Genomic DNA, 4,661 nt, shown 5'->3' on the forward strand with positions numbered 1-4,661 from the left:
CACCCCCGACGGGGTGGCCGGCTGCGTCGTCGAGGTGGTGCGCCACTTCGGCTGGGACGGGCCGGTGGGCGTGACGTTCCCGGGAGTCGTCACCGGCGGCGTGACCCGGACGGCGGCCAACATGGACAAGGGCTGGATCGGCGTCGACACGGCGTCCCTGCTGTCGAAGCGGCTCGGCGGGCAGCCGGTCACGGTCCTCAACGACGCGGACGCGGCCGGGATCGCGGAGATGACGTACGGCGCCGGCAAGGGCCGCGGCGGGACGGTCATCATGCTGACCCTGGGCACGGGCATCGGCAGCGCCCTGTTCACGGACGGCCGGCTCGTGGCGAACACGGAGCTCGGCCACCTGGAGCTCAAGGGGCACGACGCGGAGAAGCGGGCGTCGGTCAAGGCCAAGGAGGACGGGGACCTCACCTGGGAGCGCTGGGCGCACCGGGTGCAGAGGTACCTGGAGCACGTGGAGATGCTCTTCTCCCCGGACCTCTTCATCATCGGCGGCGGCGTCAGCCGCAAACCGGAGAAGTTCCTGCCGCTGATCGAGGGCGTCCGGGCCGAGATCGTCCCGGCGAGGCTCCAGAACAACGCGGGCATCGTGGGCGCGGCGATGGCGGCGCGGGCGGCACGGGCCGGACGGGGCTCGGCGGGCTAGCCGTGCCGGGCGCGTGAGGCACGTGACGCGCCTCAGGCGGTCCGGCGGGGGAGCCTCCGGCGGGAGATCAGCACCGCCTTGCGCACGACGACGATCAGCGCCGAGACGAGGGTTCCCCCGTACAGCCAGCCGGCGTGCAGCGACAGGGCGGACACGATGCCCATCACCTCCGCGCCGAAGCCGCCGGAGCCGCCCGAAAGGGGCCAGACCCCGGCGGCGAAGGCGATCGGCGCGGAGATCGGCGCGGTGATCAGGTCGGCGGGGCGCACCCAGAGGGCGGTGGCGGCCGCGACCGGCAGGAAGAGCAGCCCGTACGCGAGCAGCGAGCCACCGAACAGCAGCCAGGCGATCCCGGCGGCCAGGGTCATCGCGACGCAGGCGAACAGTCCGCCGCCGAGCCCGGTCAGCCGGGGCCGCGGCAGCCGGCGGGCCGGCGCGGTCCGGGGCCGGCCGCCCTGCGCGGGCACACCGCCGACGGGCCGGTCCGGGCGCCGCTGCTGCGCCCGCTCCGGCTGCTGTCGCTGTGGGTGATCCACCGAACGCGCCCTGTATTGCTCCACCCCACCACGCTAGGCGGGGCGAGCACGGTTCCGGTGTGGGGACACGCGTACAACGACTGCCACTCATCGGAAAGTAAACTGTCCGGTGGCCCACTCCCGGGCCGCCGCCCCCTCCAGCTACGGGAAGTCGCCAACGTGTCGCTCACGATCGGAATCGTCGGCCTGCCGAATGTCGGCAAGTCGACCCTGTTCAACGCCCTGACCAAGAACGACGTGCTGGCGGCCAACTACCCGTTCGCCACCATCGAGCCGAACGTCGGCGTCGTCGGCGTCCCGGACCCGCGCCTGGCCGTCCTCGCCGGCATCTTCGGCTCGCAGCGCGTCCTGCCGGCGACGGTCGACTTCGTCGACATCGCGGGCATCGTGCGCGGCGCCTCGGAGGGTGAGGGCCTGGGCAACAAGTTCCTCGCGAACATCCGCGAGTCGGACGCGATCTGCCAGGTCATCCGTGCCTTCAAGGACGAGAACGTCGTGCACGTCGACGGCAAGGTCTCGCCGAAGGACGACATCGAGACGATCAACACCGAGCTGATCCTGGCCGACCTCCAGTCCATCGAGAAGGCGGAGCCGCGCCTGACGAAGGAGTCCCGCCTCCAGAAGGACAAGGTCGCGGTCCTGGCCGCGGTCGTCGAGGCGAAGAAGATCCTCGAGGCCGGCGACACCCTGTTCTCGAAGGGCATCACCAAGGGAACGGAGCAGGGCGACCTCCTCCACGAGCTGCACCTGCTGACCACCAAGCCGTTCCTCTACGTCTTCAACGTGGACGAGGACGAGCTGGTGGACGACGCCTTCAAGGCGGAGCAGAGCGCACTGGTCGCCCCGGCCGAGGCCATCTTCCTGAACGCCAAGCTGGAGCAGGACCTCTCCGAGCTGGACGACGAGGAAGCCCTCGAACTCCTCCAGTCGGTCGGCCAGGACGAGCCCGGCCTGGCCACCCTCGGCCGCGTCGGCTTCGCCACCCTGGGCCTGCAGACCTACCTGACGGCCGGCCCGAAGGAAACCCGCGCCTGGACCATCAAGCAGGGCGCCACGGCCCCCGAGGCGGCCGGCGTGATCCACACCGACTTCCAGCGCGGCTTCATCAAGGCCGAGGTCATCTCCTTCGCGGACCTGGTCGAATGCGGCTCGGTCGCCGAAGCCCGCGCCAAGGGCAAGGCCCGCATGGAGGGCAAGGACTACGTCATGCAGGACGGCGACGTGGTCGAGTTCCGCTTCAACGTGTGATCGGCCAGTTACTAAACGTTAATGCGATTCATTTAGTGTGCAGCTTGGGGTCGAGTTCTCGTGAGCTCGACCCCAAGTCGTTCCCGTACAGGCTCTGGCTATGCCAGGTTGACGGCTGGCGTGTGATGCAAAGCGGGGTGGAGCGTCGGCAACTGCCACAGGCGGAGCACAGGAGTAGTGACTGACCAGTTGGCACACGCCAGCGCGTTCTAGAATTTCGAACGCCTGCGGCACAGTGAGAGGTTCAGGGATGCGGTGAAAGCGGGGCACCGAGACCCGTGCGCATCGAAGGAATCCATCCCCGCTGATGCCGGATAGCGGCCCAGGCGGTGAGTGCCTCAGGGAAGTGTCTGTCCTCCAGAACCGAGGCGAGAGGCGTTCCCGCCAGACTTTCCAGAGATCGGAGAACTTCTGGGAAGTCTGCCCGGTACAGCCGTACGGCTGTGCGCGTAGCGGCGTCGATCTTTCCAAGCTGCACCTGGTCGTGCCATCGGATGAGTCCGGAGATGAACATCTCGCAGGCGTCCGCGCGCCCCTTCCGCAGCTCGTCGCGGTTCAGTCCAAAGACCTCGATGCTGTGCCTACCCTTGGGCGTGCGGCATTTCAGCTCGCCCGTCCTCGGCAGTAGCTTCAGGTGATCCGCAGGGTCGTCCACAGTCGGGTCGATGAGCAGGCAAGCGCCCGTCTCGGGGTCACAAGGAAAGAGGTGACGTTTCTCGTTGCTGTTGCAGTGAGAGCAGGCCAGCAGATGGTTGTCCCAACAAAAGGTCCGAAGCGGGGTACGAGACTTCGGCTCGAAGTGGTCGATGTCGGTTCCCTGGTTATCCAGGCAGTACATGCAACGTATACGCCCCGGGGCCATCCGCTCCAGCAGACCTTTAATGTGTCTTCGGGCAGCTCGAGCATCCTTCCACTGCTCGTCGGCTGCCTTGCTTGTGGCTCCGGCGTCCTGGATCTTCGTGGTGCGAAAGTCGCAGAGCTTGGTCATCGCGTCAGTGGCAGGCAGGCGCTGGACGGGGATCATTCGCCACCTGCGAGGTGCGCCGCCATCTCATAGACCCGTGCGGTGCGGGAGCTCGACAGCTTGGCCGCCAGGTTCTTGTACTCCGCTACTTCGTCGGCATTCGCTTCCTCGTCGAAGACTTTCTCTTCGAGATGCACGAGCCGCTTTCGCAGGTTGTCTGCGCGCTCGGAGTATGGGGTCTCTAGGCCAAAGAGCTCGGAGAGCACAGCATCTTCGCCGCTGCCGTAAACGATCCGCTGGTATAGGTCCGGTGCTACAACCTCAGGCGCTCGCTGTTCCTCAGGTCCCGGCAGCCGAATCAGGCCACCTGGGTCAGCAGCCTGACAGATGTAGGGGCTATGGCTGGTCACGATGAACTGGATCCTTGGAAAGTGGCATTTCAGCCAGTCGCCGATCGCCCGTTGCCAGGTGACGTGCAGATGGGCGTCCACCTCATCGATGATGACCACTCCTGGCATCCGCACGATGGGATGACCAGTGTTGTTGGTCCCGATGTCCAGAGTCCCATAAGCGGTCTGGAGTTGTCGGACTATGTCGAGAACCAGGGCCACGACGGTTCGGAAACCGTCGCTCATCTCCCTTAGGGGATAGGCTCGATCTGGGTCGTTGGCCGGTGCCACCCACAGTCCTTCGGACGAGACCCGCAGTGCCCGAAACTTGTTGGGCAGCAGGCCGTCGGAGAGCAGCTCTCTAACGTTATCCAGAAGCTGGGTGGCTTCCTCGCTGCCCTCTAGGCTGCGCAGCCGCAGTTCCTTGAGCCAGCTGACGCCCTCGGCGAGCGAGGCGTCCTCGTGGAAGAGCGAGGCCATCCGCCCCGCAGGTCCCGGCGAGAGCATGAGCCGTTGGGCCTCCCCGCTGCCACCCATCAGCCGACGGAAGGGGCCGTATGCGGCACAGAACCAGCCTTGCGGATTGTCAGACCAGGGGCCGCGCTCAGCTGACGGAGACCCGTACTTGACGCCGTCGTATGGGGACAGTGAGGGCTGTACGGGGCCGCCGAAGGTGTTGTGCTGGACGTCGTTGGCGTTCGGTAGCGTCCAGTCCAGACCGAGCATCATGCGGCCGTCCGGTCCTCGGCCTCGGCCGGTGAGCTGGTCGACTGCGTAGTGTTGTTTTTTAGCCCGCCGGTGCCAAGACGGCGGTTAGGAAAGTAGGATACACACACCGAACATGATAGGGTGGGGGTGAACGCAACCCCGCG

General features: G+C 66.7%; 5 protein-coding genes. 2 read left to right on the top strand and 3 right to left on the bottom strand.

Features of this window, described 5'->3' with window-relative positions:
- Window positions 1-652: polyphosphate--glucose phosphotransferase (gene ppgK, locus ACFXA3_RS36015; protein WP_385194223.1), on the top strand; the 652-nt coding region annotated here is incomplete at its 5' end.
- Between the two features lie 32 nt (window positions 653-684).
- Here ppgK and ACFXA3_RS36020 read toward each other — a convergent pair.
- Entirely contained in the window at window positions 685-1,212 is a 528-nt protein-coding gene (locus ACFXA3_RS36020) for a DUF6542 domain-containing protein (RefSeq protein ID WP_385194225.1), read from the bottom strand.
- A 135-nt stretch (window positions 1,213-1,347) separates the two neighbouring features.
- On the opposite strand from ACFXA3_RS36020, the gene ychF reads away from it, so the two are divergent.
- Window positions 1,348-2,436, top strand: a complete 1,089-nt coding sequence (gene ychF / locus ACFXA3_RS36025; protein ID WP_385194227.1) for a redox-regulated ATPase YchF — start codon at window positions 1,348-1,350, stop codon at window positions 2,434-2,436.
- Window positions 2,437-2,680: 244 nt separating this feature from the next.
- Here ychF and ACFXA3_RS36030 read toward each other — a convergent pair whose 3' ends face one another.
- Window positions 2,681-3,460 (bottom strand): hypothetical protein, encoded by a 780-nt coding sequence (locus ACFXA3_RS36030; RefSeq protein WP_385194230.1) that lies wholly within the window; start codon window positions 3,458-3,460, stop codon window positions 2,681-2,683.
- Window positions 3,457-4,518: an AAA family ATPase gene (locus ACFXA3_RS36035; RefSeq protein ID WP_385194233.1), complete on the bottom strand. Its 1,062-nt coding sequence runs from the start codon at window positions 4,516-4,518 to the stop codon at window positions 3,457-3,459. The genes ACFXA3_RS36030 and ACFXA3_RS36035 overlap by 4 nt, the downstream gene beginning before the upstream one ends.
- Window positions 4,519-4,661 lie beyond the last annotated feature (143 nt).

The organism is Streptomyces sp. NPDC059456, assembly GCF_042750055.1.
In the GTDB taxonomy this organism is placed as follows: Bacteria; Actinomycetota; Actinomycetes; order Streptomycetales; family Streptomycetaceae; genus Streptomyces.

What these genes read in the sequence shown, in the direction of transcription:
- ACFXA3_RS36030 (WP_385194230.1), bottom strand. Translation starts at nt 3,460, where the DNA reads ATGATCCCCGTCCAGCGCCTGCCTGCCACTGACGCGATGACCAAGCTC.
- ACFXA3_RS36035 (WP_385194233.1), bottom strand. Translation starts at nt 4,518, where the DNA reads ATGATGCTCGGTCTGGACTGGACGCTACCGAACGCCAACGACGTCCAG.